This is a genomic window from Pedobacter hiemivivus, from assembly GCF_005144565.1.
Lineage (GTDB): Bacteria > Bacteroidota > Bacteroidia > Sphingobacteriales > Sphingobacteriaceae > Pedobacter > Pedobacter hiemivivus.
Genome location: NZ_SWDX01000013.1, coordinates 16,687 through 41,606, shown reverse-complemented (window position 1 = coordinate 41,606; position 24,920 = coordinate 16,687). Strand labels below are relative to the sequence as shown.

The 24,920-nt window shown below is 37.7% G+C and carries 16 protein-coding genes; 12 read left to right on the top strand and 4 right to left on the bottom strand.

The window, feature by feature from the left end; translation table 11 throughout:
* The first annotated feature begins 160 nt into the window (after window positions 1–160).
* The 7 genes from FBD94_RS23245 to FBD94_RS23215 all read left to right on the top strand — a co-directional run bounded on the left by FBD94_RS23245 (window position 161) and on the right by FBD94_RS23215 (window position 11,913).
* Window positions 161–763, top strand: coding sequence for a TetR/AcrR family transcriptional regulator (locus FBD94_RS23245; protein WP_131610664.1), 603 nt, complete (start codon window positions 161–163; stop codon window positions 761–763).
* Window positions 764–866: 103 nt separating this feature from the next.
* Window positions 867–2,051 (top strand): efflux RND transporter periplasmic adaptor subunit, encoded by a 1,185-nt coding sequence (locus tag FBD94_RS23240; RefSeq protein WP_136882005.1) that lies wholly within the window; start codon window positions 867–869, stop codon window positions 2,049–2,051.
* A 24-nt stretch (window positions 2,052–2,075) separates the two neighbouring features.
* Window positions 2,076–5,267, top strand: a complete 3,192-nt coding sequence (locus FBD94_RS23235; RefSeq protein WP_136882004.1) for an efflux RND transporter permease subunit — start codon at window positions 2,076–2,078, stop codon at window positions 5,265–5,267.
* 24 nt (window positions 5,268–5,291) lie between these two features.
* Window positions 5,292–6,701 carry a TolC family protein gene (locus FBD94_RS23230; RefSeq protein ID WP_136882003.1) on the top strand — a complete coding sequence of 470 codons (1,410 nt, stop codon included), beginning with the start codon at window positions 5,292–5,294 and terminating at the stop codon, window positions 6,699–6,701.
* A gap of 401 nt (window positions 6,702–7,102) precedes the next feature.
* The gene (locus tag FBD94_RS23225) at window positions 7,103–7,549 is read left to right on the top strand and encodes a protein-disulfide reductase DsbD N-terminal domain-containing protein (protein WP_131610668.1); all 447 of its coding nucleotides are present in this window, start codon (window positions 7,103–7,105) and stop codon (window positions 7,547–7,549) included.
* Window positions 7,550–7,582: 33 nt separating this feature from the next.
* Complete coding sequence (locus tag FBD94_RS23220) at window positions 7,583–9,256, top strand: protein-disulfide reductase DsbD family protein (protein WP_235884621.1); 1,674 nt, start codon at window positions 7,583–7,585, stop codon at window positions 9,254–9,256.
* A 104-nt stretch (window positions 9,257–9,360) separates the two neighbouring features.
* A complete protein-coding gene (locus FBD94_RS23215) occupies window positions 9,361–11,913 on the top strand; it encodes a zinc-dependent metalloprotease (protein WP_136882001.1) in 2,553 nt (850 codons plus the stop codon).
* 474 nt (window positions 11,914–12,387) lie between these two features.
* Here the strand turns inward: FBD94_RS23215 and FBD94_RS23210 are convergent, their stop codons facing one another.
* From FBD94_RS23210 to FBD94_RS23195, 4 genes are all read right to left on the bottom strand, one after another.
* A complete protein-coding gene (locus FBD94_RS23210) occupies window positions 12,388–13,476 on the bottom strand; it encodes a sensor histidine kinase (RefSeq protein ID WP_136882000.1) in 1,089 nt (362 codons plus the stop codon).
* A gap of 12 nt (window positions 13,477–13,488) precedes the next feature.
* Complete coding sequence (locus FBD94_RS23205; protein ID WP_131610672.1) at window positions 13,489–14,235, bottom strand: LytR/AlgR family response regulator transcription factor; 747 nt, start codon at window positions 14,233–14,235, stop codon at window positions 13,489–13,491.
* Between the two features lie 491 nt (window positions 14,236–14,726).
* The gene (locus tag FBD94_RS23200) at window positions 14,727–15,275 is read right to left on the bottom strand and encodes a sphingomyelin synthase family protein (RefSeq protein ID WP_235884620.1); all 549 of its coding nucleotides are present in this window, start codon (window positions 15,273–15,275) and stop codon (window positions 14,727–14,729) included.
* Window positions 15,276–16,030: 755 nt separating this feature from the next.
* Window positions 16,031–16,609 (bottom strand): hypothetical protein, encoded by a 579-nt coding sequence (locus FBD94_RS23195; protein WP_131610680.1) that lies wholly within the window; start codon window positions 16,607–16,609, stop codon window positions 16,031–16,033.
* Between the two features lie 189 nt (window positions 16,610–16,798).
* On the opposite strand from FBD94_RS23195, the gene FBD94_RS23190 reads away from it, so the two are divergent.
* From FBD94_RS23190 to FBD94_RS23170, 5 genes are all read left to right on the top strand, one after another.
* A complete protein-coding gene (locus FBD94_RS23190) occupies window positions 16,799–17,836 on the top strand; it encodes a Gfo/Idh/MocA family protein (protein WP_131610681.1) in 1,038 nt (345 codons plus the stop codon).
* 24 nt (window positions 17,837–17,860) lie between these two features.
* Window positions 17,861–19,600 carry an ABC transporter ATP-binding protein gene (locus tag FBD94_RS23185; protein WP_136881998.1) on the top strand — a complete coding sequence of 580 codons (1,740 nt, stop codon included), beginning with the start codon at window positions 17,861–17,863 and terminating at the stop codon, window positions 19,598–19,600.
* Window positions 19,584–21,347: an ABC transporter ATP-binding protein gene (locus FBD94_RS23180; RefSeq protein ID WP_136881997.1), complete on the top strand. Its 1,764-nt coding sequence runs from the start codon at window positions 19,584–19,586 to the stop codon at window positions 21,345–21,347. The genes FBD94_RS23185 and FBD94_RS23180 overlap by 17 nt, the downstream gene beginning before the upstream one ends.
* Before the next feature lie 443 nt (window positions 21,348–21,790).
* A complete protein-coding gene (locus FBD94_RS23175; RefSeq protein ID WP_136881996.1) occupies window positions 21,791–23,692 on the top strand; it encodes an ATP-binding protein in 1,902 nt (633 codons plus the stop codon).
* Between the two features lie 18 nt (window positions 23,693–23,710).
* Window positions 23,711–24,859, top strand: coding sequence for a serine hydrolase domain-containing protein (locus FBD94_RS23170; RefSeq protein WP_136881995.1), 1,149 nt, complete (start codon window positions 23,711–23,713; stop codon window positions 24,857–24,859).
* Window positions 24,860–24,920 lie beyond the last annotated feature (61 nt).

Genomic DNA, 24,920 nt, shown 5'->3' with positions numbered 1-24,920 from the left:
TTCCTCTTTAAATAGAAACGCTAATTTGCGATTATTAAGGCGATAAGCTTAAATTTATTTTAATAAATCATTTATTGACAAATGAATGATGGATTCTTGAAGAACTGTTTTTACATTTGCTTAACGGTGTTAGATTATTTATACATCTTGACAAAATGTAATGGGAAGTAAAGAACGCATACAAAGGCTAAAAGAAGAAACGAGGACAAATATCCTTGAAGCAGCCTTACAAATCGTTAAAGAGGATGGCTGGCAAGCGCTAAGCATGAGAAAAATTGCAGATAAGATAGAGTATACAGCCCCAATTATTTACGAGTATTTTACCAATAAAGAAGGAATCTTACTTGAATTAACCCGGCAGGGGTACATATTACTTGGTAAAAATGTTAAAGCTGCTAAAGGCAAATACGAAAAAACTGAGGAACAATTGGAAGCCATGTGGACTGCCTACTGGAATTTTGCCTTTAAACACAAAGAGTATTACCAGTTAATGTTCGGCGTAGATATGGTTTGCTGCGAACAAAAGAAAGCAAAGGTGCCGGAAATGGAGTTTCTGGATAATTTGTTTTTTGACACCATTAAAGACCTAATGAAAGCTGAACAGCCAGAAGAAGGGGTAATATGCAGGAAGTATTATACTTTTTGGTCTATTATACATGGTCTGATCTCTATCAATATGGTAAATAAAGGAAGAGACGAGGAGATGAATCAGCATATTTTAAAAGACGCTTTAAAAGGTATTATTAAATACATAAACGATTAATTTTTTGCAGGCTTTACAAGAAAGCCTGTTTTTTTCTAGAACTACTTAACACTGTTAAATCACTTACATACGTTATAATCATAAATTAATAAAATCAATTCTCATGAAATATAAATCCTTTTACCCATTATTACTTAACGCTGTTAGATCATCTAATAACGTTGCAAAGGCAATAGCCCTGATATTTGCCCTTTTTTTATATAGTTGCACTAGTAAAACTCCTCAGGCTACAGCACCTGCACCACCAGCTTTACCGGTAGCAAGTGTAACTTCAGGTACAGAGACAACCTTTCAAGAGTATCCAGCTGCTATAGAGGGTACTGTTAATGTTGAAGTTCGACCTCAGGTTAGCGGAAGCTTAGAGAAAGTGTATGTTGATGAAGGTGCCTTTGTAAATGCCGGTCAGCCGATATTTAAAATTAATGATCAACAATATCGTGCCTCTTTAAATAATGCAGTTGCAGCACAGCATTCGGCAGAAGCTGCTTTGATTAACGCACAGTTAGAAGTAGAGCGTTTAACGCCACTGGTTCAGAATAAAGTAATCTCTGAATTTCAGTTAAAGTCGGCCAAAGCTACCGCACAAGTTGCAAAAGCGAATATAGAGCAGGCAAAAGCAAACGTTTCTACAGCTTCTATAAACCTTGGCTATACACTAATTAAAGCTCCTGTAAGTGGTTATATCGGCCGATTAGCTAAAAAACAAGGTAGCTTGGTGGCTCCAGCTGATGTGGATGCTTTGACCCAATTGTCGGATGTGCATGATGTACATGTATATTTTGCGCTTGGCGAAAAGGATTTTGTGAACTTTAAGGAACAATATCCCGGACAAACGCTAAATGATAAGATCAAACAACTACCTGCAGTAAAATTGATTCTGGCCGACAATACTGAATATGCCAGGTTAGGAAAAATAGACGTCATAGATGGTCAGTTTGATAAAACTACAGGTGCCATTACGGTACGGGCCAAATTCCCTAATCCACAGGGCTTATTAAGATCGGGCAATACCGGAAAAATACGATTGAGCTTGCAACACGACAATATGCTTGTGGTGCCACAGATTGCTACGATAGAAGTGCAGGATAAGATATTCGTATTCGCACTTGCAGATAGCAACAAGGTTAAAAAACAAGCCATTACTGTAATTGGTAAAACAGGAACCAATTACCTGGTAAAGGATGGTATAAAAGCCGGTGATCAGATTGTGTTAAGTGGTCTAGACCGCCTACAGGAGGGCGCAGTGATTGCGCCACAAAGAGCAACTGACAAAGTCGCTAAAAACTAATTACACTTTAAAACATTAACAATCATGTTCAAAATATTTATACAAAGGCCGGTGTTGGCTACTGTAATCTCCATTTTGTTGGTCATACTTGGAGTATTAAGCCTTACTAAATTACCATTACAGCAGTTTCCGGATATTGCACCGCCTTCTGTATTGGTGACGGCCAATTACCCTGGTGCCAATGCCGAAACCGTGCTACGCTCTGTGGCGCCATCATTGGAAGAATCCATCAATGGTGTCGAAAACATGAGTTACATGAGTTCAACAGCCAGTAACGACGGTACTTTGGCCATCACCGTTTATTTTAAGCTAGGAACGGATCCGGATCAGGCTGCTGTAAACGTACAAAATCGTGTTACACAAGCAACCAGTCAATTGCCATCGGAAGTTGTACAGCAAGGGATCATTACGGCGAAACAGCAAAATAGCTTTATCATGGCTATCGGAATGTACACCGAGGATGAAAGTAAATACGATCAGACTTTCATAGCCAACTATGCGCAAATAAACATTATACCTGAAATTAAACGTATTCCCGGTGTAGGATCAGCCAGTATATTTGGTGGTGTTAAGGATTACTCGATGCGGATTTGGTTAAATCCAACTCAAATGGCAAGCTATAAAATCACACCTAATGAAGTGATGGCTGCGATACAAGATAAAAGTTTAGAAGCTGCACCAGGACGTTTTGGCGAACGTAGCAATGAGGTTTTTGAATATGTAATTAAATATAAAGGCAAACTTACAAAACCAGAAGAATACGAAAATATAGCGATCCGATCTAATTCAGATGGGTCCGTATTGCATTTAAAGGATGTAGGCAGAGTTGAATTTGGCGCTTATTCCTATAACAGTCTTACCCGTTTGAATGGTAAAAAAGGGGTTGTGCTGGGAATTATTCAATTAGCAGGTTCTAATGCTAATGAAATCCAGATCGCCATCAACAAACTGATGGAGAAATCAGCTAAAGATTTTCCTGCAGGTGTGAAGCACAATATATTTTACAGTACAAAAGTAGCGCTCGATCAATCCATTGAACAAGTTGTACACACACTTATCGAGGCATTTATCCTGGTATTCATCGTTGTATTTATATTCCTTCAGGATTTTAGATCAACATTAATCCCTGCCATTGCTGTTCCCGTGGCTATTTTGGGTACTTTCTTCTTTATGCAGCTCTTTGGTTTCTCTATTAACCTGCTCACTTTATTTGCGTTGGTACTTGCCATAGGTATTGTGGTAGATGATGCGATTGTAGTCGTCGAGGCTGTACATGCTAAAATGGAACATAAGCACATAGGTGCAAAACAAGCCACTCATGAGGCCATGCATGAGATCAGTGGAGCTATCATTTCCATTACCTTAGTGATGTCCGCTGTATTTTTACCTGTAGGATTCCTCGAAGGTTCAACAGGTGTTTTCTACAGGCAGTTCGCTTTTACTATGGCGACAGCAATTATTATATCCGCCATTAATGCCTTAACCTTAAGTCCAGCCTTGGCTGCTTTGTTTTTAAAGAGTAACCACACAGGTCAAGCAGAAAGCACTAAAAAAGGCTTTAAAGAGAAATTCTTCGCTGGATTTAATAGCAGCTTCAATGCAATGACCAATAGATACGTTAATGGTTTGCGTTTCCTAATCAAAAACAAAGTAGTAAGTATTGGTGCATTGGCCATTATTATATTGGCTACAATCTGGTTGGTTCGTACTACACCTACAGGCTTTATTCCAACTGAAGATCAAGGTTTCGTGGCCATAGCCGTAAATACGCCTTCAGGAACTTCATTAGATGGTACAGCTAAGGTTATGCAACAGGCGGAAACAGAACTACGTTCTTTGGATGCATCAAGATTCGTGACTGCAATAACAGGATTTAACTTACTAACCTCATCAACTAGCCCTTCATCAGCAGTAGTTTTTGTACTGTTAAAGCCTACTAAAGAAAGAGGAAAGGTTCAAGACATCAATGCAATCATGGAGGTGATCAGAGGTAAGTTAGGTGCCATAAGTGGCGGTAGTTTCTTCGTTTTTAGCTTTCCAACGGTTCCCGGTTTTAGTAACGTAGAAGCCTTGGATCTTGTCTTACAAGATAAAACAGGTGGTAAACTGGGTAAATTTAGTGGAATAGCCAATAATTTTATTGGGGAGTTGATGAAACGCAAAGAAATTGCTGTAGCCTTTACCACTTTTAAAGCTGATTATCCGCAATTGCAATTAGAAGTAGATGATGAGAAAGCAAATCAATTGGGCGTTAATGTGCGTGATATTTTACAAACCATGCAAGCTTATTTTGGTAGTGCTCAAGCTTCAGATTTTAATCGTTTTGGTAAGTATTACCGTGTATTGGTTCAGGCAGATATCGCCGATAGGGCAGATCCATCTGCAATAGACCGCGTGTTTGTTAAAAATAAAACAGGGGAGATGGTACCTATAAAAACATTGGTAAAATTATCCCGTGTTTATGGATCGGAAACTGCATCCCGCTACAATCTTTTTAATTCCATCCAGGTAAATGCAATTCCAAAACCAGGCTATAGTTCTGGTGATGCCATTAATGCAATACAGGAAGTTGCTAAAGAGCAATTGCCAGCAGGGTATGGATTTGAATTTTCTGGGCAAACCAGGGAAGAAATGTCTTCAAACGGGCAATCTACCGTTGTATTTATGCTGTGTTTAATATTTGTATACTTCTTACTGGCAGCGCAATATGAAAGCTATATTTTACCATTAGCAGTTATATTATCTGTTCCAACCGGAGTATTGGGTGTGTTCGTGACCATTGGTTTAACTGGTATAGAAAACAACATTTATGTACAGGTTGCATTAATCATGCTCATCGGACTACTCGCTAAGAATGCTATTTTGATTGTCGAATTTGCCATACAGCGTCGCAAGGCAGGTTTGTCATTGGTTAACGCTGCTTTAGATGCTGCAAGACTGAGATTACGCCCAATTCTGATGACTTCATTAGCGTTTGTTGTAGGATTGTTTCCAATGAGTATCGCTACAGGACCATCAGCTCAAGGTAATCACTCCATCAGTATTGGCGCTGCAGGGGGAATGGTCTCTGGTGTAATTCTTGGACTGATGCTGATCCCTGTATTGTTTGTCATCTTCCAGAATTTACAAGAAAAAGTATCAGGAAAGCCTTTACAGGATGAAAACAATCATCAACCCGAAGTGATCAAGGTAGATTCAGAGATAATATATTCTTAATCATTTAAATAATAATAAGATAAAATGAACACATATAGAAATACATTAGCTGCTTTATTCGTTTTGCTGGTGCTTGCTGGATGTAAAGTATCAAAAGATACAGCATTGCCCATCAAAGCAATCCCTGAAAAATTTAGGGATGCCCAAGGGCAGGATTCATTAAGCATTGCTGATCAGACTATAAAAGATTTTTTTAAAGAAGAAGAACTAAGAAACCTTGTAGATACAGCTTTAGTAAGAAACTATGATTTGCAGATTGCCCTCAAAAATATGGAATCCGCACAGCAATTACTGAAGCAATCAAAGCTTGGCAATTTGCCACAGGTAGATTTGCAAATAACAGGTAGTTCGAATCGTCCTTCAGATAACAGTTTAAATGGCTTAAGTACCAGCCAGTTTTTAAAAACAACTCACGTCGAAGACTTCAATGCGAATGTGGGGTTAAGGTGGGAAGCAGACATCTGGGGTAAAATAAAGGGTCAGAAACAAGCTGCTTTGGCAACCTATTTACAAACGGAGGAGGCAAAAAAAGCCATCCAAACTCAGTTGGTAGCCAGTGTTGCTCAGGGATATTACAGATTGCTAATGATGGATGCACAGATTGCTATTGCTAAAAAGAACTTGGCTTTAAGTGATAGTACTTTAAGAATTATCCATTTACAGTTTGATGCCGGACAGGTAACATCGCTTGCTATTCAGCAAGCTAAAGCTCAACAGTTGGTGGCTGCACAGTTGATTCCTAAATTTGAGCAAGATATAACGATCCAGGAGAATGCCCTGCGAGTATTAACTGGGCGATTACCAGGAAGTGTTGATCGTTTGGCAAGCTTGGAAAAAAGCGATGTCATTAGTCAGGTTTCTGCGGGATATCCTACAGCCATGGTGAGCAGACGTCCAGACGTTAAAAGTGCCGAGTTGTCTCTAAACATTGCCAATGCTAAAGTCGGTATTGCTAAAGCAAGCCTCTATCCATCCTTAAGTATTACTGCAAGTGCAGGCCTTAATTCATTTAAAGCCAGTAATTGGTTTAATATACCAGCATCATTATTTGGTGTGGTAGCAGGAGGGATTACACAACCGCTTCTTCAGGGCAGACAATTAAAAACGCAATATGAAGTAGCCAAAATTGAAAGAGAAAAAACGGTAATTCAATTCCGTCAATCCGTACTGAATGCGGTTGCAGAAGTTTCTGACGAATTGGTGAAGATTGAGAAATTAAAACAGCAATACGACATTTCGAAAGATAAAGTAAACACCCTGCAGCAAGCAGTTAGAAACGCCAACCTATTATTCAAAAGTGGAATGGCCAATTACCTTGAGGTGATTACTGCTCAAAGTAATTCACTGCAAAGTGAACTTGAGCTAACCACCATTAAAACGGCACAACTTAACGCTAGAGTGGAACTTTACCGCGCATTAGGAGGGGGATTATAAGGGGGATTTTTTCGATATCACACAATTGTTACCCGATTAATCAACCTTTGGGTATTTAGCTAAAACCAGGAATTATAATCAATAAATTATCAAATAAAAGCGATTTTTATGATAATTGAGATTATAAACCTGGTTTTACTGATAAAAGGGGCATTGTTTTATCTCATCTTGATAGATCAGCGATTTACATTTCTTGAATAAAATGATATGTTTGCAGCCGGATAAAAATCACACCCGATAGGGTTGAGACTTATATGCCGTTAAACTTAAAGGTAAAATAGGAGTCAAAGCTGTATACGAAATGTAATATTTAAAGGGTATCACTTAAATTACAGAATTGAATAACCTTGATATTAGAGGAAATACATAAGTTTGCTTACACATAAAAAAACAATTATAAAATGAAAAACCTAATCTTGTTAACCGTTGGAATACTATTTAGCTTATCTGCAAGTAGTCAAATTTTGAAACCCGTAAAATGGAGTTATGCTGCAAAGAAAACTTCAAAAACTGAAGCTACTGTGTATCTTAAAGCTACTGTTGATGAGGGATGGCACCTTTACTCACAAAATATGGCTGATGGCGGTCCTGTGAAAACAAGCTTTACATTTGCACCTTCAAAAGCTTACAAAGCTGTAGGTAAAACAATTGAACCAAAAGGAATCACTAAGTTCGAGAAGTCGTTTGACATGAATGTTACTTACTTCGAGAAAACAGTTACTTTCCAACAAAAAGTTAAATTAACTGGTGCAACTGCAATTGTTAAAGGAACACTTGAGTTTATGGTATGTGATGATTCTCAATGTCTACCTCCAGAAACAGTTGAGTTCTCTATTCCAGTAAAATAAGAAATAATGATTTTAAACAACTATTTGACAAGCATGAAAGTGCTTGTCATTGGGCTTTTCCTACTTTTTGGCTCTGTTACCTGCGCATTAGCACAGGAAGCAGATACTTCGACTGCTGATCTTGAATTTACCGAGATTGCACCAGAAGAGGCTCCTAAAACTGATACAGCCATAGTTGCTCCGGCAACAACCATTACAGATACTACAAAAAAGATAACGACCACAAGCAGCGATGCAAAAGCTAATAAAGCAGAAAAGGAAAAAACCTTATGGGAAACCTTTATTGCAGGATTAGTAGGTGGGTTTTTAGCATTTTTGATGCCTTGTATCTTTCCGATGGTTCCATTAACCATTAGTTACTTTACAAAAAGAGCCGGAAGTAAAAGCAAGGGCATTGGTCAGGCTTTAATTTATGGACTATCTATTATTGTCATCTACGTAGCTTTTGGCTTGTTGATTACCGTAATATTTGGCTCTGCAGGATTAAATGCTTTAAGCGCCAGTGGCTTATTTAACTTCTTATTCTTCATCCTACTCGTAGTGTTTGCCATCTCCTTCTTTGGAGCGTTTGAAATCACCCTACCTAGCTCTATTGTAAACAAAATAGACAACAAAGCAGACAACAGTAAAGGCCTTGGCGGTATTTTCTTTATGGCTGCTTCTTTAGCTTTGGTGTCTTTCTCTTGTACAGGACCAATTATCGGTACCTTATTGGTACAGGCAAGTTCTAAAGGTGAATTACTGGCACCAGCAATCGGGATGTTCGGATTTGCGCTTGCTTTAGCTTTACCGTTTACTTTATCAGCGATATTCCCTGGTTTTTTAAGCAGTATGCCTAAATCAGGTGGTTGGTTAAACAGCGTAAAGGTATGCCTGGGTTTTCTGGAACTGGCTTTAGCTTTAAAATTCCTTTCCTCAGCTGATTTGGCCTGGCATTGGGAATGGTTTGACAGAGAGATCTTCTTAGTCCTGTGGATCGTGATCTTCACCCTAATGGGAATTTATCTCCTTGGGAAGATCAAGTTTTCACACGATAGCGATGTTCCTTTTGTGTCTGTACCTAGGTTATTCTTCGCCATTCTATCGTTTTCATTCGCGATGTACATGGTTCCTGGTTTATGGGGGGCGCCAGTAAGCGTACTGAGTGGATTGGCTCCGCCGATGAATACACAGGATTTTATTTTAAGTGGAAATGGATCGTCAGGTTCAAGTGCTGCATCAGCTGATTTCCCTGCTAAAGTAAAATATAGCGAATCGTTGAAACCACCTGTAGGCTTCCACCCATTCTTTGATTTAGATGAAGGTTTGGAATATGCAAAGAAGGTAGGTAAACCTGTTTTGCTTGACTTTACCGGACACACTTGTGTAAACTGCAGAAGGATGGAAGATCTGGTTTGGGTTGACAAAGAAGTTGCCCGCCTGATCAATGAAGAATATGTATTGATCCAGCTATATGCTGATGATCGTAACATTAAAATGCCAGCAGAGAAAGTTCATTACTCGGACATTTTGAAACGCAAGACAGATGATTTAGGTTATTGGAACCTGGATTTCCAGGCGACAAGATATGGATCAAATGCTCAGCCATTATATGTATTGGCCGGTCATGATTTAAATCCCCTGGTACCTGCTCAAGGCGCCATCTTTGATGCTAAAGAATACGCAACTTATCTTAAAAGTGGCCTTGCTAATTTTAAGAGCAAATAAAGACTCAACCAACGTTATGATAAGAACAATAGCTTTTTAGGAGCTAATTATTCTTATCATAACGTTATACCATACCAAACAATCATATAAAAACTATAATCTAAATGAAGAAATTAAGTTTGATCGCACTGGTGCTTTTCTGCGCCAGCTATCAGGGTTTTTCGCAGAAAAAAAATCCAAAAACGCCAACTCCAGCACCAGCTATGGTGCCACCAAGTGGTAATCCGAATGCAATGAACCGCCCGGGCGGGCCAGCAACTGCTCCAAAACCCTATAACCAGGTTATAACGGCTAAAGCAAAAACAGACAAAGGTTTGTTTAAAGTTCATTTTTTAGAAGATCGCTATTTCTTTGAAATCGCAGATTCATTATTGGGCAGAGAGATATTAACTGTAAATAGAATAAGTAAGGCTGCTGCTGGTAACCGTGCTTCTATGATCGGTTATGGTGGTGATCAAATTGGCGACAATGTGATCAGCTTTGAAAAAGGACCTTCAAACAAGATATATTTAAAGAGTATTTCTTTTGGCGAGCGTGCAAAAGATACTACAGAGCAGGGGATGTACAAATCTGTAATGAATTCGAACATTCAGCCTTTGGTAGCTTCTTTTGATATCAAAGCTTTTGCTAAAGATTCTATTTCTGGTGTTAAAGGGGTTGTTATTGATGTTACTGACTATATGAACAGCGATAATGATATTTTCTTTTTTGACGCAGGAACAAAAAAATCATTGTCATTAGCTGGGCAAATTCCTGATAGGAGCTATATCAAGGAAATTAAAGCTTTCCCTATGAATATAGAGATCAGAACGCTTAAAACCTATACAAAATCTGCTCCGCAAGGACCAATGGGTATGGGTGCTCCATCTTCAACACCGGCAACCTACGAACTTAACAGTTCAATGGTATTGTTACCGTCTAGAGAAATGAAACCAAGATTCTTTGATCCAAGGGTAGGTTATTTTGCTACTGGTTACGTTGATTTTGACGCCAATACACAAGGTGTAAAAAATCAATCATTAATTACACGTTGGAAGTTAGAGCCAAAAGCTGAAGATATTGAAAAATATAAAAGAGGTGAATTGGTTGAGCCTAAAAAACAAATCGTTTATTATATCGATCCTGCAACTCCAAAGAAATGGGTTCCTTACCTTATTCAAGGTGTAAATGACTGGCAGGTTGCTTTTGAAAAAGCAGGTTTTAAAAATGCTATTGTAGCTAAAGAAGCACCAAGTGATCCATCGTGGAGCATGGAAGATGCAAGACATAGTGTTATCGTTTACAAACCTTCTGATATTGCTAATGCAAGTGGTCCACACGTACATGATCCACGTACAGGTGAAATTATCGAGACACACATCAACTGGTACCACAACATCATGCAGTTGTTAAGAAACTGGTACTTTATCCAGGCTTCGGCAATTGACCCTCAAGCGCGCAAGATGAAGTTTGATGATAAATTAATGGGCGAATTGATTCGTTTTGTATCCTCACATGAAGTTGGACATACTTTAGGTTTACGTCATAACTTTGGCTCTTCGGCAACAGTTCCGGTTGAGAAGTTAAGAGATAAACAATGGGTTGAGAAAAACGGACATACGCCATCAATTATGGATTATGCGCGTTTCAACTACGTTGCTCAACCAGAAGATAACATTAGTGCTAAAGGTATTTTCCCAAGAATTGGTGACTACGATATGTGGGCAATTGAATGGGGATACAGATGGTTACCTGAATTTAATACTGCTGAAGATGAAGCAAGTTATTCTAATCAAACCATTATTAAAAGAGTTGGTGCAGATAAACGTTTAGCTTTCGGAACTGAAAGTGATTCTAATGATCCACGTAACCAAAGTGAAGATATTGGCGATAACGCGATGGTAGCTTCTGCTTATGGTATCAAAAATCTTAAGCGTATTTTACCTAATATTTTAACTTGGAGCAAAGAGCCTAACGAAAGCTATCAGAACGCAAAAACACTTTATTCTGAAGTTGTTGGTCAGTATGGCCGCTATATGGGGCATGTTGTTAAAAATGTGGCTGGTATTTACACAACACCTAAAACTATTGAAGAAAAAGGTGGTATGTATCAGGCCGTGCCTTTTGCAAAACAAAAGGAAGCAATGACTTTCCTTAACGCACAATTGTTTGCTACACCAACATGGTTAATCAACAAAGAATTAATTGAACGCACTGGTGTAAATCCAACAGACCTTTTCCAAGGTGTTCAAAAAAGCACTTTAGGTAAACTTCAAAACGCAAATACCATTGCTAAATTGATCAATGCAGAGGCATTGAACGGTGTTAATGCTTATAGTGCAGTTAATCTGTTTAGTGATCTTAAAGCCGGTGTTTGGTCTGAGTTGTATTCACATAAAAATATTGATGTATACAGAAGGAACTTGCAAAAAGCTTACGTAGATAACATGACTAAGTTAATTGTAGCACCTGCTCCATCATCAAATCCTATGGCAAATTTCCCTGGTTTTGGTACGGCTAATCCTATGGGGTCGGATGTTTCAAGTATCGGTCGCGCACATTTAACAACTTTAGCGAAAGATATTCGTGCTGCAATACCTGCTTCAACAGGTATGAGTAAATATCACTTACAAGATTTATTGGTGCGTATCAATTCGGCCTTAAATCCTAAATCGTAAGTTAATTCCGATTTTCTTATTTACTAAGAGGCCTGGTCATAAAATATGACCAGGCCTTTTTTTTGTACGTATCGTCATCCTGAGTTTATCTCAGGATCTCGTTTAAGCAGGTTTTGAATATGATATTTGAGATAAACTCAGGATGACGATCGTTATTAATGATACGCCCTCTTTTTTGCTAAATACTATTGCTGTTTTATTAGAAGAAAACTGACCTCTTTTTTGATTTTTTTCAGATGCTTTGCAGCCCGGTTAGCAGCTCTTAATATGGCTTTACTTGGCTTCATATTGGGCTCGGGTTTCAATTGGGATTTACCGAACGAAGACGAGCCGGAGACGAATCATACTCGGCAGTGGTGCGACTTTGCCAACCAGCTAGATACTATCATCCTACTGGCTCAATATAGACCTGAAAACGGTCCAAAAAAATATATGGATAGGGAGGGGACTATGATAAACTAAATATAGCAAAAATTAATTTAGTTCAATTCTCAGCATTACATTAAAGTAATTATTGATATCTTTTTCAGTCTCCAGTGATGCCATACTTTCGTAAACCATGCGAAGTCTTTTCCTGATGTTTTCTAAGCCAATATGATGGCTTGCACTCGTTGTTTTTGTATTGATAAGGTTTGTGGTTTGAACAACTATCGTTCGTCCATCACAGCTAATAGAAACGCGTGCTGGGTGCTCATATTGTAAAAGATCTCCATGCTTAAACATATTTTCAACAAGGGTGATCAATATTAAGGGAATGATTTCAACATCTTTCAGATTATCATCATAATCCAGAAAGATGTTGAGTCCATTTTCTGACTTGATTTTATGAAGCCTGATCAGGTTTTCTACTTGTTCAATCTCATTCGTCAATGGCGTGAAATTACGATCGGCATCTTCCTGTATAGCATACCTCATCATTTCAGAAAGTGACATGATTGCATCAGCAGCTTCAGGAACTACTTTACGCGTATTTGAATAAATGAAGCTCAATGTATTAAATAGAAAGTGTGGGTTGATCTGCGCTTTTAAATGAGCATGTTGAGATTTTACCAGCTCTGCTTGAACGTTTTGATGCTCGATGATCATCAGCAAACGTTCTTTTTCTACCTGCTGTGCAGTCTTCCTTTCTTTTAAATAGTTCGTCAGATAATAGTATCCTGAAGAGAAAAGTAAGAAATACGATGTTCTCCAAACCCCATTCGCTATGGATGTACTATTGAGTTCGACAGGTGTATAAACAGTCAGGCCGGCAAATTTGTGCAAAAAGGCTACGATATATATAGTCAGAGGAACGTATATAACAATCTCTATTAAAACTAGCACTGGAAGCAACCAACTAGTTTTTGAACTCTCGGTTTTTGTTGCGGGCATAACCACATGCGCATGAAAGTAAAACAAGCAAATGTTCAGAATATAAAATACAGCATAATTACTAAAAGTAGCAAAGTACCCCCTTAAAATTCCGGTTACCACAACCTCGTAAAAAATAAATAGGGACCAGGCTACAAAATGAATCTGGTTCTTCTTAATTATAAATAAAATATCTTGCAAATGCTTTTTCATTCATGTATTAGGCTAATCTGGTACTCCTCTATTTGATCTTAATGTTTTCTTCTCTAAGAAAGTCAGAAAATGTTTTTTATAAGTTGTACCTAATGGTACTTCAAGTTTATTGTTTAAAGTAATCGAGGCACCTTCTACTTTATTGATGAAATCCATAGAGATAATAAATGATCTTTGGACCCTGATAAAAGAATTATTACCGTCTAGTTTGGCCTCTAGTTCTTTCATGGTTAAATAAGCGATGTACATCCCGGCAACCGTATGTATTTTTACGTAGTTATTCAACCCTTCAATTGCGACAAGGTCTTTCAGGTTGATTTTTACATACTTCTGAACCTGGTCAGTTTTTATAAAAAAGAATTCTTCATCATTTGTAGGCCTTTTAAGGTTCGATTCTGATTTAAGCAAGCGATTGATCATTAAGGCGAATTTGCTCATCGAAATGGGCTTTAGCAGGTACTCGTTAGCTTGTACACCGAAGGCATCAATAGCATATTTAGAATGTGCGGTCGTGAAAACCAGATATTTAGTTTTATACCGGATGGCCTGCGATAAGTCTAGTCCAGTCATACCGGGCATATCCACATCCATAAAAAGTATATCTATATTATCTTCAACGGTAATATCGATAAGTGCTTTGAGTGGATCCGTGAAATATTTAACCAGATGTAAATTAGGCATTGCCTCAATATAGTCACCTAATAAATCAACAGCATGCTTCTCATCATCAATAATAACGCAATTTAGTTTGCCATCCATCGAATTTACTTTTAATTGGTATTACTTTTTCCAAACTTATTTTATGTTCACCACGTAAAAAGCATCATTCACGTAATAAGTTCTTTATTTTAATTATTTTATAAATAACGGTATTCTATTCACGTAAAACAATAGCTATTCATTTTTCATTCACCACGTGAGCAGTATTATTCACCACGTAGGATCGCATGTTGGCGTAATATAATTGGAGGTGATCTCATTCTTTTATACTTTTAGTTAATGTACCTATTGAAAACAAGGTTCCTGGTGCATTAATGTGCATCAGGAATTTAATAGAGTGTCAAAGAATTTAGTACGTTCTCGTATATATTTAGTTCTAAAGGGAGTTCATCCTCCCTTTAGTTACTAAATAACTAAGCAGTTAAAAAGCGCCTGTATCCTAAAATCCGCGCAATCAAATACCTCTTAACGATATTCGTTATCCCCTAATGTTCCCAGATAATCTTCGTAATGCTTTTAAAAAAGGTGTTTTATATTTTAGCCATTGATTTCCCTAGGTACCAACATCCCCAGGTAAAAATTGGTGCGGCTAAAATATCAACAGTATAATGAATATGCTGAATCAACAGCAATACTGTAATAGCCAGGGTCGCTATCATTGCGAGTAGCTTATCATTTTTACGTTCCAGACAAAGCACTCCCAAAAATGCAGTAGCCGTATGTCCGGAGAAAAACAAATCTTTTGTAATTACATTGGAGTGGTAAAAGAAAATGGAGCAGGGGTCAGCCAAATTAATGATGCCAACAGGCGGATCAAGTGGTACCAAGGTGATGGTTATTATTCTGGCTAGACATACAAAAATAAATGTCCATAATGCGGTGAGACACATGATTGTATTTCTAGACATTCGATACAATATTAATCCAATCATTACATACAAAACCAAAAATATCAGTATCGAAACGTCTTTTGCAGGGATATAAGCAAGCAAGCGGTCATTTAATACAATTCCTTCTCTGGCTTCCATGTGAGAGAAAAAATGAGGTATAAAAATTAAAATGGCTACAAGAAGTATCATTCCAAGAATGAATTTAATTCTAAATGCCTGGTAATCCCAAGCTATTTGCCACGTAAACTGTTTAGACTGCATTAAATTGGTTAGTATTTAGTTTGGTAAAAATATACAAATAAAGCGATTTTAATAGAAAAGTTGCAAGTACTTGCAACTTTATTCATATCCTAATAAAATTTCTATTTTAATAAAATCTGAGAGAGAAGCTTTTATTTTGTTTAATTTATTTAAATTTTATTGCAAAATATTATAAATTAGGTCAACCAAATAAACCAAAACACCACCAATATTCCTTAACAAAAACTTAATACCGGGCAAACACTTGATTATCTAGTTTTGCCGAAAACAAACGAACAAATTCCAGATTCTACTATTAATTTTCATTTGAATGAACATTACTACTCCTGAGGTGATTAACGGACAACCTGAGTCTTTTACTGCGATTTTCAATACCTATCGGAAAAAGATTTATATATCAGACTTAGAGTTAAGAATAAAATTGTAGGTACAGCAACAAATCCAACAGGCGGGACATTGGCCGCGGCTGGTTTAAGCAGACTTAGACATGTTACAATTAAGTACAATAAGTAGGGTTTGGGTAAAAAAGAAACGGGGATAGGTCCTAAGACTTACCCCCGTTAAATTAACGCTCTCACCACAAAAGTACATATTCTTTTTAATTATCCAAATAAATTTTACTTTTTATTCAAAAAGCCGGTTTAAGCCGGCTTTTTGAATATCAATTACATGATTAGGCTAAGCTATTTCATATCACGTTGTACTTTTCTTGCTGTACTTTTTCCAGGCAAATAGATTTGAAATCCAACTCCAAGGGCCAGGTAGTTCGAGTATGTACTAGATCCAAAGCCAACAACACCATTGTATTTCAATAAAGCCTCAAGCCCGATCGTATTGGTCACAAAATAAGTAAAGCCTGGTCCAAAACTAAAACCTAATCCATTGGTAGTTCCGCCGCCAGCTGGATTAATACCTTGAAAACCGACTGTGGCCTCTCCAAAAAATCTGGAGTTTTTCACCACTTCATTTGCACCGGTAGCTCCATAATATCTACCTAAAGCACCTATACCATAAGTAAATGATGTACCTACACCTTTTTGAGATACAACGCCCAACTGAACTTCACCACCTACAGCCATACCGTCTTGTATAAACCAAGCTGCTTTAGGGTTAATCTTTAGTTGAAAGAGATTGGGTTTATCTAAGCCAAGACTGATGTCCGACAAATTAGCCCCCATCATTACATTTCCCTTTTGTATCTGGGCACTTGCTCCAAATGCCAGTGTGCTTCCTAAAATAATAGTAAAAATTAGCTTTTTCATAAGATTTTGTTTATTTGTTTTTCCAGGTTGTGAAACTATTGTTAGCTTCTTAACTATCCTTAACAAATTTCAGCCCTTTTTTGTTTATAACGATTTATTTAGGATATTTACCAAGTAATTTAGCCTTGTTTTTCAATTGATTAGCGGCTAAAATGGTGTAACACAACATTAATAAAGATTATAGTTAGCATGGAAGTCTCTTTAAGTAATAAGCCTAACTATTTTATCGAAAAAGTACGGAATATGCTGGGGAGAAATGGAACTGAAGAAATCAAATGGGGTATTATAGGTTGTGGAGATGTTACTGAAGTGAAAAGCGGCCCCGCATTCAATAAAGTATTAAACTCATCACTGGTTGCCGTTATGCGTCGTGATGGTGCAAAAGCTAAAGATTATGCCTTGCGTCATAACGTTCCAAAATGGTACGACGATGCTGAACAACTTATTGATGATCCTGAGGTAAATGCGATCTATATTGCAACTCCACCGTTACAACATGAAGAATATGCTATACGCGCCATGGCCGCAGGGAAACCAGTATATGTAGAAAAACCCATGACCCTGAATGCGGCCTCTGCGATTAGAATGAAGGAAGCTGCTGAAAAATACAATGTTAAGCTTACGGTAGCACACTACCGAAGGGCCCAACCTATGTTTTTAAAAGTTAAATCTCTTTTAGATGAAAAGGCAATAGGAGTGGTTAAGCTGGTTCAACTTCAAATGTTACAGCCGCAAAATTCAGATCTGATTGCCGGCTCGGAAACAAATTGGAGGTTAAATCCAGCTATATCTGGAGGTGGTTTATTTCATGATCTTGCACCTCATCAGCTTGATTTAATGATCTATTTCTTTGGAGAATTGAACAAATCCATGGGGATCTCTTTAAATCAAGGGAGCCCATATGAGGTAGATGATATGGTTACCGGACATATTTTATTCCACAATGGAGTAGTCTTTAATGGTTCCTGGTGTTTTTCTGCGGCTGAACAAACGGATGTTTGCGAAATCATTGGTACCGAAGGCAAAATAAGCTTCCCAATGTTTGGTCACAAACTGACTTTAAGCAAGGGTAAGGATGAGGAAGAGTTCATGTTTGATCCGCTACAACATGTACAACAACCCATGATACAGGAAGTAGTTAAATACTTTTTGGGTAAAACCAGTAATCCTTGTTCTGCGGAACAGGCAATAATGTCGATGCAGGTGATGGATAGCTTCACAAAGTAGAATTAGCAGGTACAGATATAGAATATGAGAAAAGAAACCAAGGGGGCCAAAAAACCAGGTATTTTCAGCTTGCTTAAACCTTATAAGGGTTTGATCAGTTTATTGCTCTTTTTTGCATTGATCAGTAATGGCGTGAATTTGTTGCTGCCAAAATTAGTAGCCAATGGAATAGATGCCTATACCAATGGTACTTTTGATGTGAATGCCATTCTGATTAAATTCTCAGCAGCTATTTTATTGGTTTTTCTGTTTACTTTTTTTCAAAGTATCATACAAACTTATGCTTCCGAAAAGGTAGCGAGAGACCTAAGAACTCAGTTGGCTGATCAGATTTCAAGGCAAAGTAATGCTTATATTGAACAGGCTAACCCTTCTAAATTGTTAACTAATCTAACGGCCGACGTTGATTCTATAAAACTATTTATTGCACAAGCCATTGTGTCCATTACTTCATCTATATTTATTATAATCGGTGCTAGTATTTTGTTGTTGAGCATCAATTGGAAATTAGCACTGGCCATTATTGCTATTATTCCCATTATTGGAGTTACTTTTTTTCTGGTGATTAAGAAGGTAAGTGTGCTTTTTAAACAAAGCAGAGAAGTTATAGACTGGTTGAATAAAGTAATCAATGAAAGTATACTAGGTGCCGCATTAATCCGTGTAATCAATTCGCAGCAACTGGAATACGTTAAATTCTTATCTGCAAACACCAAAGCGAAAGATCTTGGTTTGTCTATTCTAAATCTGTTTGCAGGCTTAATACCCGTTATCATATTTGTGGCTAATCTTGCAGGATTAACAATTTTGCTGCTTGGTGGCCATTATGTAATTAATGACAGCATGACCCTCGGTGATTTCGCTGCATTTAACAGTTACCTGGCATTGTTGATTTTTCCGATCATAGTTATTGGATTTATGAGTAATGTAATTGCCCAGGCTACAGCCTCTTACGGGCGCATATCTCATGTGTTAAATCAAGCAAATGAAATGGCTGCAGGCCATATCACAGATCCTTTAAAAGGGCATGTGGAGATGAAAAATATCAATGTGCTTTATGGGCAAAAGCCGGTCTTAAAGGATATTTCTTTCCAACTTCAACCAGGCTCAAAAACCGCGATTATCGGCCCAACTGCTGCAGGAAAGACACAACTGTTGTATTTACTTACCGGGCTCATTAAACCCGATAATGGTGAGATCTTATTTGATGGTAACCCTGTAGAAAGCTATGTTCAGGAGTCCTTTCATAACCAAATCGGTTTTGTATTCCAGGATAGCATCATTTTTAACATGAGCATACGTGAGAATATTGCTTTTAATGATCAGGTTACTGACCAATCTCTGGAAAAAGCAATTGAAACTGCAGAATTAAAAGATTTTATCAATTCCCTTCCTGATCAATTGAATACAGTTGTATCAGAAAGAGGTGCTAACCTTTCGGGGGGACAAAAACAAAGGATCATGCTGGCCAGAGCTTTGGCACTTAATCCTAAGATATTGTTGTTAGATGACTTTACTGCACGTGTAGACAACAATACAGAACAACGCATTTTAGCAAATGTACAACGTAATTATCCTGGTTTAACTTTGCTTTCGGTTACTCAGAAGATTGCAGCCGTTCAAAACTATGACAGTGTAATACTTATTATGCAGGGTGAAATTATTGCACAGGGTACTCATCAAAACCTTATGAAAAGCAGTCCCGAATACGTTCAAATTTACAACTCACAACAAAGCACCAGCAATTATGAACTACAATCTTAACCAGGTTAATGGTAAGGAAGAAAAGAAATCTACATTTGCGGTCCTTAAAAAGCTATTAAAGCTGATCTCACATGAACGTAAGAACCTTTTACTTGCTTTTATAGCTATAGTAATCAATTCTGCTTTACTGTTGCTATCTCCATTAATTATAGGACACACGATAGATAATTATGTAAGCACCAAGCAGTTTAATGGAGTCTTGTTGTACTCTGGCGTATTGTTAGCTATGTATCTGGTTACTTTGGTTACTGGTTATCTGCAAACAAAATTAATGGGTGGGGTTGGGCAAAGGACCTTGTATACACTTAGGAACGCAATATTTAGCAAGTTACAGGAACTGCCAGTATCCTTCTTCAGTCAAAACAAAGCTGGAGATCTCATTTCCAGAGTAAATAATGACACGGATAAATTGAATCAATTTTTTTCTCAATCCTTGATGCAGTTTTTAAGTAGCATCTTCACAATGCTAGGAGCAGGGATTTTTCTGTTGGTTATTAATTTAAAACTAGGTGCAGCAACATTAACACCGGCCTTATTCATATTGATATTTACTGGCCTTGTATCTGCATGGGTAAAAAGGAAAAATGCCGTTAACCTAAAAAGTGTAGGTAACCTTAGCGCCGGCATACAGGAAAGTTTGAACAATTTTAAAGTAATCATCGCATTCAACCGTAGAGATTATTTCAGGAAGCGCTTTGATGAGACCAATAAAGAGAACTATAAGACTGCTATAGGTGCTGGTATTGCCAATACTATTTTTATTCCAGTGTTCGGATTCTTTTCCAGTGTGGCGCAATTGATCGTATTGGTCTATGGTATTCATCTCATTTCAATCGGGGAGTTTACGATAGGTTTACTGATCAGTTACCTTTCTTATGCCGTAAATTTTTACAATCCACTACGTCAGCTCGCTGCTTTATGGAGTAGTTTTCAGGTGGCGATGGCTGGTTGGGACAGAATATCTCAGATCTTGTCGCTGGAAAGTAACCTTCAGGTTGTGGATGATGTTGCTCAGGAAACTGCTTCCAGCTCCCTTTTAACCTTTAAAAATGTTCATTTCTCTTACGCAGCTGGCGAAGAGATCCTACACAACATTAGTTTCGATCTAGAAAAAGGTAAAACTTATGCTTTAATTGGCCCAACTGGGGGCGGTAAAACTACTACAGCTTCTTTAATGGCGCGTTTGTACGACACGACCAAAGGTACTGTACTGTTAAATGGAAAAGATATCAGGTCTTATACAGCTGAAGAACGTAGTAAAAAGATTGGATTCATTTTGCAGGAGCCCTTTTTATTTACAGGTACTGTAAAAGATAATATTCTGTACAGCAATATTGCTTATAAAGATTATACCAATGCGCAATTGGAGGATGTCATTAAAGCAGCGCACTTAGAGGGCTTACTCGCTTTGTTTGATAGGGGATTAGAAACTGAAGTGGCATCCAACTCAGATAACATTAGTTTGGGACAAAAGCAGTTGATTGCTTTTATGAGGGCTGTTTTGCGTAATCCTGAATTGCTTATTTTGGACGAAGCCACAGCAAATATCGATACGATCACAGAGAAACTACTTAGCGATATCCTAAAAAAGCTCCCCAAGGAAACTACATTAGTCATTATTGCGCACCGCTTAAATACTATAGAAAATGCGGATGAAATATATTTCGTAAATTCTGGTGAAGTGATTAAAGCGGGTACGCTAGATCATGCAATGAATATGCTACTTAAAGGAAAAAGAAGCAGTTAACAGCGGATATTAATGTCCGCTGGTGTCTTCTTGTTTCTTTCTAAATGTTAAGTAAAATGCGGTAACCATGATGATTACACAAAGACTAACTAAGCTGATTAAGGTTGCCATATGATTAATATTAAAGATAATTTACGTCACAAATATAACTTTACAATTCGATAATTAATACAATACTACCTTATGTATTGCGAAATGTTGATTTGTTAATAATTATTTCACAAATACAAGCACGATTTTTGCTAAATTGTTATCAGTAATAGTTGATGTCATATTTAGACAAAAAAGTCCTGTGAGTGGGTGATCCGCGTAGGGCAGGCACGCCATAAAGAATAGATACGCAGGAGGCCGTTCACATGAATTGTATATGAACAGCCTCCTTTGTCTCTTCGATCAAACAATCTTAAGTTTCGGGTGTATTATAATAAATAAATTTCATCCCCTTGAAACAATCAATAGACTTTGAAGCTTATTATAGAATAGCTCCGCCAACGCTCATATTAAAGCCAAATCCGCCTTATTACACCATTCTTGTAGCAAATGATGCCTACAAAAGCGTAACCAATACTTCCGATAAAGATTTAATTGGCAAAGGGGTTTTTACAGCTTTCCCTCAAAATCCAAACGATTCCGAAACCGAGAATGCACAATCGATGTATGACAGTTTTAACTTTGTATTGCGTACAAAGCAACAACATATATTGCCAGCGCAGCGATACGACATCCCCATCAGGGGCACTGATGATTATGAAAGGCGGTATTGGGTGGTTACAAACTTCCCAATGCTGGACGATAATGGTGAGGTGAGTTACATCATTCATACCCCTATAGACATTACTTCTACTTTTATTTTGGCTAAAAATGAACGGATCATTACAGAAGTTTCTGATTCGACCATAAAAAACCTTAAAGAATTCTTTTCTCAAGCACCTGTTGCCATCGCCATGGTTAAAGGAAAAGAGATGAGGCTGGAGTTGGCCAATCCTCACATGCTTCAGTTATGGGGTAAAACCACCGATATTATAGGGAAAGCTATGGGAGTGGCCCTCCCTGAACTTATCGGGCAACCGATTTTAAAATTAATCAACCATACTTATCAGAGTGGTAAATCTCATTATACAGAGGATGCTAAGATATTGCTTGTGCGGGAAGGCTTGCTACAAGAAGCCTATTTTAATATGGTTTATCATCCATTGCGGGATGCTTCGGACCAAATTACGGGTATTATTATTTTAGCCACAGAAGTTACAGAACAAGTGAAAGGACGGACTGCCTTGCTACAGGAACAACAAAGAAGCCGCTTGGCGATTGAAGCTGCTAATCTTGGCATATTTGACGTGGACGTAGAAAGAGGAATCCTTCAGGGTGACGCTCGCTGTCGGGAATTATTTGGTATAGGAAGCGTAAATACCACCGATCAAGCCAACGATTTCATGAACGCCTTACATCCTGACGATAGGCAAGAAGTGATTCAGTTGATGCAGAATGCTTTTAAAAAGCCCATAAAAAATGACGACTACGATGTCGAATTTCGAACACTTAGCATGCTAGATCAGCAGTTACGTTGGGTAAAAGCGAAAGGAAAGCTATTCTTTAGCAGACAGGGAAACCCAGCAAGGTTTATTGGAACTGTACTCGACATTACCAGGGAAAAGCGGGAGGAGCAACTCAAAAACGATTTTATTGCTATGGTTAGTCATGAGCTAAAAACACCGCTTACTTCGTTAAAAGCTTATGTACAATTGATGCTAAAGAGAGTGATACAGCAAAAGGATATGTTCATGTCGGAAAGTTTAACAAAAGCTGACCATCAGGTTAATAAAATGATCAGTATGATCAATAGCTTTTTAAACATAGCTCGTTTAGAAGCTGGCGGTATTAAGTTAGAAAAGAACGCTTTTGAACTCAATAAGCTCATTTCTGAAGTCATCAATGAAGTAACCGTTATTATTGGACCACACAAAATTCTATTTATAGAAAATGATGAATTTTGGTTAGAAGCTGACCGGGATAAAATTGGGCAAGTACTTACCAATTTAATCAGTAATGCCGCAAAATACTCCCCTGAAAACAGAGAAATCAAGCTAGATTGTCAGAATTTAGATCGATCTGTGAAAGTAAGTATCTCCGACAATGGTATAGGCATTAGGGAAAATGATCTTCCTAATCTATTTAGCAGGTTTAAAAGAATTGAAAGCGAGCAAACCAGAAATATATCTGGGTTCGGAATTGGCCTTTATTTATGTGCTGAAATCGTAAATAGTCATAATGGTAAAATATGGGCTGAAAGTGAATACGGTAAAGGGACGGTTTTTTCATTTGAGCTGCCTTTATTAGCAGAATAAATTGTTTATCTTGATTTTATGATCAATTCATTAAAACGCTGCTTTTCACTACTTTTTTTTATTACGATTGTAACTCCTGTCCTTGCACAAGTTAATCCAGCACCAGCTGAAGTCGAAATACAAGACATCATGAAGAAGTTTGATGCTATAGGAGTTTCAGTCGCTGTTGTAAAAAAAGGAGCACTCATTTACACACACTCCTTCGGTTTAAAGGATGTTGAAAGTAATATACCACTTACTAATGATAACATCTTTAGAATTGCGTCTATCTCTAAGTCCTTTTCGGCTACAGCTATCATGCAACTTGTAGAAGCAGGGAAGTTATCATTAGATGATGACTTTAGCAGCCTGATGGGCTTTAAAATCAGAAATCCTAAATTTCCAGAAACTGTTATCACTTTAAAAATGGTGATGTCGCATACCTCAAGTATTAATGATAGCGAAGGATATTTCAACTTTGATGTTATTAATCCAGAAAAAAATGTCAACTGGGCCAAATGCTACAATGCCTATGAACCAGGAAAAGGTTATCAATATTGCAATCTCAATTACAATATGGTTGGGGCCGTTATTGAAAAATGTTCGGGACAGCGCTTTGATAGTTACGTAAAACAACACATCCTTAATCCTTTAAATTTATATGGTGGTTATTGTTTAGACTCGTTAGATAGGAGTCGATTTGTAACGCTTTATGAATACGATACAACAACAAAGAGTTTTAGCCCTCAACCGTCGGCTTATATTTCGCGTAGTGAAGGATTAAAAAACTATATACCAGGTTACAGTACGCCGATGTTCTCTCCAACAGGGGGCATGAAAATATCGGCAACTGATCTCGCGAAATATATGACCATGCATATGAATCAGGGTAAATATAAAGGGGGGCGAATAATAGCTAAAAAGAGTGCTAAACTCATGCAAACAAAAATCTCTGATCAGGAAAATTATGGACTAGCTATCCTAACAACGAGCAACCTCATTCCTGGTGTCACTTTAAAGGGGCATACTGGCTCTGCCTATGGTCTTTATAGCGCCATGTTCTTCCAACCGGAAGAGAAATTTGGAATTGTGGTGATCACAAATGGATGCAGTCCAACCTACTCAAAAGGTTATAATGATTTCATTAAAACGACTGTAAATAGTCTATATAAGAACTTCATAAAATAGCATAAATTCAAACTGGACTGAACAAAACCAGGTTCATCCTGTTGTTATATCATATCAACAG

Coding starts and splice junctions, on each gene's coding strand:
- FBD94_RS23245 (WP_131610664.1), top strand. CDS start 161: ATGGGAAGTAAAGAACGCATACAAAGGCTAAAAGAAGAAACGAGGACA.
- FBD94_RS23240 (WP_136882005.1), top strand. CDS start 867: ATGAAATATAAATCCTTTTACCCATTATTACTTAACGCTGTTAGATCA.
- FBD94_RS23235 (WP_136882004.1), top strand. CDS start 2,076: ATGTTCAAAATATTTATACAAAGGCCGGTGTTGGCTACTGTAATCTCC.
- FBD94_RS23230 (WP_136882003.1), top strand. CDS start 5,292: ATGAACACATATAGAAATACATTAGCTGCTTTATTCGTTTTGCTGGTG.
- FBD94_RS23225 (WP_131610668.1), top strand. CDS start 7,103: ATGAAAAACCTAATCTTGTTAACCGTTGGAATACTATTTAGCTTATCT.
- FBD94_RS23220 (WP_235884621.1), top strand. CDS start 7,583: ATGAAAGTGCTTGTCATTGGGCTTTTCCTACTTTTTGGCTCTGTTACC.
- FBD94_RS23215 (WP_136882001.1), top strand. CDS start 9,361: ATGAAGAAATTAAGTTTGATCGCACTGGTGCTTTTCTGCGCCAGCTAT.
- FBD94_RS23210 (WP_136882000.1), bottom strand. CDS start 13,476: ATGAAAAAGCATTTGCAAGATATTTTATTTATAATTAAGAAGAACCAG.
- FBD94_RS23205 (WP_131610672.1), bottom strand. CDS start 14,235: ATGGATGGCAAACTAAATTGCGTTATTATTGATGATGAGAAGCATGCT.
- FBD94_RS23200 (WP_235884620.1), bottom strand. CDS start 15,275: ATGATACTTCTTGTAGCCATTTTAATTTTTATACCTCATTTTTTCTCT.
- FBD94_RS23195 (WP_131610680.1), bottom strand. CDS start 16,609: ATGAAAAAGCTAATTTTTACTATTATTTTAGGAAGCACACTGGCATTT.
- FBD94_RS23190 (WP_131610681.1), top strand. CDS start 16,799: ATGGAAGTCTCTTTAAGTAATAAGCCTAACTATTTTATCGAAAAAGTA.
- FBD94_RS23185 (WP_136881998.1), top strand. CDS start 17,861: ATGAGAAAAGAAACCAAGGGGGCCAAAAAACCAGGTATTTTCAGCTTG.
- FBD94_RS23180 (WP_136881997.1), top strand. CDS start 19,584: ATGAACTACAATCTTAACCAGGTTAATGGTAAGGAAGAAAAGAAATCT.
- FBD94_RS23170 (WP_136881995.1), top strand. CDS start 23,711: ATGATCAATTCATTAAAACGCTGCTTTTCACTACTTTTTTTTATTACG.